Genomic DNA, 4,325 nt, shown 5'->3' with positions numbered 1-4,325 from the left:
TATCTTACTTTGTTTGCTTGTCAGATCAAGTCTAAACTATTACAAATTAGGACTATTTAAGGACGCAGAAAAAACGTGCTGAGCTTAAAAAACTCATAGCAACAAAAAACACTGAAATTCTTGTATATATCGACTAATCTGGAATTGATAACACAAAAGTCAGCATATTAGTATGATTGCAGCTTTGAATAAGGGAAAAATTATGGCGCCTATGATTTTTGAAGGCTACTGCGATACAGACGTTTTTAATAGCTAGTTCAAACTTTTTGCTGGGTGATTTTGGATAATGCAACTTTTCATAGAAAATAAGTGAATTTGTTAAAAGTGTCAGTGCTGAAGTTATATATCTGCCTCCACATTCTCCTGATTTTAATCAAACCATTGGTTTGTTATAAAAAATTGAGCCAGAAAGAATATCCAGCTATTCGAACTATTAGAAAAAGAGCTATATATGAGCATGTTTTAGCACAGACATTATTTTTGTAACTAGGCAAATGCAATCAGTATTAGCGGCTTGAAAGGATATCAATTAATAAAGAAATGCATCTAAAGTAATCACTTAACTAACGGCAAAGTGATACCATGTTGGTTCATATATTTTCCTTTCATATCATCATATGATTTCTCGCATTCACTTTCGCCGCTTAAAAACACAAATTGGCATGCGCCTTCATTAGCGTAAATTTTTGCAGGAAGTGGAGTGGTGTTCGAGAATTCAAGTGTGACGTGACCTTCCCATCCAGGCTCTAAAGGTGTGACGTTTACTATAATACCACACCTTGCATAAGTTGACTTACCAACACAAATTACCAGTACATTCCTTGGTATACGAAAATACTCCACTGTGCTGGCAAGTACAAAACTATTTGGTGGGATTATACATACATCTGTTTCCTTATCTATGAAACTATTCTCAGAAAAATTCTTGGGGTCTACAATAGCTGAATTAACATTAGTAAAAATCTTAAACTTATTACTAACTCTTGCATCATAGCCATAAGATGATAATCCGAAAGATACAACACCCTTACTGCTTTTATGATTCACAAAAGGCTCTATCATTCTAGAGTTTTCAGCCTTTTCCCTTATCCATTTATCTGGCATAACTGCCATAATTGTCCTTTAAAGTTTTGTAATACTTATAATAATATGTAATAGAATTTAAATGTAAACCTGAATTAGCGTTACACTCTGGAATGGCAAAGTTTCCAGTATAAACTACCTATACAAAAATAAATTGGCAATATTTCAAGCCTGCCAAGCAGCATCAAAAACGATAGAAATAGCTTTACTCCACCACTAAAGGAGGAATAATTACCTGAAGGACCTATTAGGTTACTAAATCCTGGGCCAGAATTTGTAAGCATTGCAGAAACAGAGCTGATGCTAGTTATAAAGTCCGCATTGCTCAAGTAAGACATCACTATTGATGATATAGCGAACGTTAACATGTAAATCGCAAAAAACGTAAAGACAGATTGAACTTCATCATTCTCCAGTATTTTACCATTGAGTTTTACTCTATCGCTTTCACTTGGATTTAATAAAGAGCTAAAGTAATTCCTTATAGATTTTAGAAAAATGACTAAACGGAAGATTTTGATTCCACCACTAGCAGAACCACCACATCCACCAATAAAGGCTAAAAAGAAAGCTAAGACTGAAATAAAGCTCCAATTCAAGTAGTTGCACATTACATAGCCAGTTGATGTGATAAAGGAGGTAATGGTGAATGTGCTGTACCTAAATGATAAAAATACTCCTAAGTCAAAATTTTTATATAACCAAAAACAAGCAAGCAAAGATGAGATAACAACTATCTTAATAAAGTAAGAGACCTGTTCATCATAACAAACGTCTAATCGTCTTATAATTTTTAAATAGCTCAGAAAAGGTAAAGAGCCTAAAATCATAAAGATAATTGTTATGACCTCCAATATAGGGTTATTGTAGTAGCCTATAGAATCGTTATAGTTAGCAAATCCACCAGTTGATACAGCGGACATTCCGTGACATACTGCGTCAAATAATGGCATGCCAGCTAGATAGTAGGAAAATATGCACAATAAAATTAGGCAGTAATATATTTCTGCAATATGTATTACTACGCTTCGCGTATGTGGTAACTTTCTTTTAAGAGCATCTGAGTACTCAGAATAGAGTAAATTATTTAAGCTCAAAACCTTAAATATGGGAAAAATTGCAATTCCTACTGTAATTACTCCAAAACCACCTATACCGTGCAGCATTGCTCTCCACAGTAGTATCCCCGGAGATTGTTGCTCGATGTAACTTAGAACAGTTGCTCCTGTGGTTGTAATCCCAGATACTGCTTCAAACAGTGCATCAATGTAGCTTAAACTATCAAGATAAAATGGAATAGCTGCAAATAGAGATAATGCAATCCAGGTACAACTGGTAATCGCAAAAATTGCCGGCATTCCATGTACCCTATTTAGTTTACCCAGTAGAATAAAAATCGCACTAAATGTGCAGGTAACTATAAATCCAACCAGAAAATTTTTCCATTCGTAACCTAGATAATTATTAGTAATAGCAGGAATAAGCATTGCTACGCCAAACAACAATAGAAAAATTCCCACAATAAACGCAATTGAACGTAAAACTTGCAGACTTTCCATAGACAGTACTGTGAAAGCTATATGTTATTAAAACTTCAACCGCTTTGCTAATTTTTTCTCTTGACTTGATTATAAATACGTATAATTATAGCGCTAAATTTGCCATAAGAGATAGAGGTAAGGTATGTTATTAACTGACAGACAAAAAAACATTCGAGATTCATTAATTAGTGAAGCTATACAAGGCAACTTTGAGAATATAAAAAATAATTACGATAGCGATATACAAGAAGTTTTGAAAAGCGAATTACCTAGTAATATACAAAAAGAGTTTAAAGACGATCTACCTAACCCTTGTACCACTTCACAGTTGATTATATTCAAAAAAAATCAAAAGGAAATTAATCAATGTATACAGAAAATGGAGCAAAAAATTGAGAGTATTTCGTGTGATATAGCTATGCAAGAAGCGAAAGGAAATGATGATTCGCATATGCAAAAAGTGAAAAACTTAAAGAGAACAAGTGATCTTCACCACAAATTACGTCAAGCAATAGATTATTTAGATGTTAAAAAAGTTAAAGCAGTATTAGAAGATTGTGATACAAATCTAGCAATGATTTTAAATAGACCTATACATTCACAGAGCAAAACTACCTTTTTACTTTATCCTCTGCAAGTTGGTCTTAATAAACGATATATAGGTGATGGTAAAAGATTGAAACAAGAAGATCTGAGAAATATAAAAGAAATTACTAAACTTCTTTGGGATAAAGCTTCTCCTGATATTCGCAATTTCTGGTTTAAATTCCATCAAGATCAACAAGAAGAAAGTACAAAAGACACAAAAGCAACCTTTGAAGCTCATTTGAAAAAAGCTCCTCCTGATATTTGTGACTTGTGGCTTAAATATCAAAGAGTGCCTGAAAATCAAGATGCAGCTGTAATAAAACTTCTTAAAGGTGAGCAACAACGACATGCCAAGATAGGTAGTGAGAAGTGGCTTGAAGATTTCATTCAAGAAGTTAAAGATTACAGAGAACAAAAAAGCATAGAAGAAAACCTTGAAATAGCTACAGAGAAACCTACAACAAAATCTGTTCTACAAGACGCACAACTTTCTCAAATAAATAGAACTTGTTGTATTTTGTAGTAAATAAGTTCTTAGGAAATCTAAGTATGATAACAATAAAACAAGAAATTTAAACGTTCTATTTTTAACCTAGTATCCAGAATAAAAAGGGAGTGTTAAATAAACTGTGTCAAATCGCATTTTTAGTTCAACTCGATTTTTAACCTACCAGGAAAAAAGATATCAAGTTGAGAGATAGTTAAAGCCCAATCATGTATAGGCATAGTCCATTTCTCTCCTGCCTTCTTTATAGCACAATATACCTGTTTATACAAGGCATTTGTGCTAGTAAATGAGCCCTTGGTTTTAGTAAATTTTCTGATCTGTCTATGTAGTCCCTCAATAGGATTTGTGGTATAAATTAACTTTCTTACAGGGCCGGAATATTTAAAATAACTAGACAGATTTTCCCAATTATTCTCCCAAAACTAAAGTATATTTTTCTCCCCATTTTTCCTCTAGCTCAAGCAAATAATTTTCGGCTATTTCTCTACTTGATATGTTTTTTTCAAATCATTCATGAAAACTTTTGCTCGATACATATTTCAGTGAATTTCTTATCTGATTTGTAATAGTTTAGACTTGATCTGACAGGCATGAATTAACTGACA

The 4,325-nt window shown here is 33.0% G+C and carries 3 protein-coding genes and 2 pseudogenes; 2 read left to right on the top strand and 3 right to left on the bottom strand.

Annotated features, from left to right (window positions below):
• Positions 1–59 precede the first annotated feature (59 nt).
• Positions 60–400, top strand: a pseudogene (locus JR053_RS05010) (transposase); the annotation flags it as partial.
• A 155-nt stretch (positions 401–555) separates the two neighbouring features.
• On the opposite strand, the gene dcd reads toward JR053_RS05010, so the two are convergent.
• Together dcd and JR053_RS05000 are read right to left on the bottom strand one after the other, a co-directional pair.
• A complete protein-coding gene (gene dcd / locus JR053_RS05005; protein ID WP_006012513.1) occupies positions 556–1,113 on the bottom strand; it encodes a dCTP deaminase in 558 nt (185 codons plus the stop codon).
• 71 nt (positions 1,114–1,184) lie between these two features.
• Positions 1,185–2,642, bottom strand: a complete 1,458-nt coding sequence (locus JR053_RS05000; protein ID WP_010404910.1) for a TrkH family potassium uptake protein — start codon at positions 2,640–2,642, stop codon at positions 1,185–1,187.
• Positions 2,643–2,766: 124 nt separating this feature from the next.
• Here JR053_RS05000 and JR053_RS04995 point away from each other — a divergent pair, with 124 nt between their 5' ends.
• Positions 2,767–3,735 (top strand): hypothetical protein, encoded by a 969-nt coding sequence (locus tag JR053_RS04995; RefSeq protein WP_010404907.1) that lies wholly within the window; start codon positions 2,767–2,769, stop codon positions 3,733–3,735.
• A gap of 122 nt (positions 3,736–3,857) precedes the next feature.
• On the opposite strand, the pseudogene JR053_RS04990 reads toward JR053_RS04995, so the two are convergent.
• Positions 3,858–4,287 (bottom strand): annotated as a pseudogene (locus JR053_RS04990) (transposase); the annotation flags it as partial.
• Positions 4,288–4,325 lie beyond the last annotated feature (38 nt).

It is taken from the genome of Wolbachia endosymbiont of Nasonia vitripennis (genome assembly GCF_048054115.1).
Classification (GTDB): Bacteria; Pseudomonadota; Alphaproteobacteria; order Rickettsiales; family Anaplasmataceae; genus Wolbachia.
This window is presented reverse-complemented; position numbering and strand designations above follow the sequence as displayed.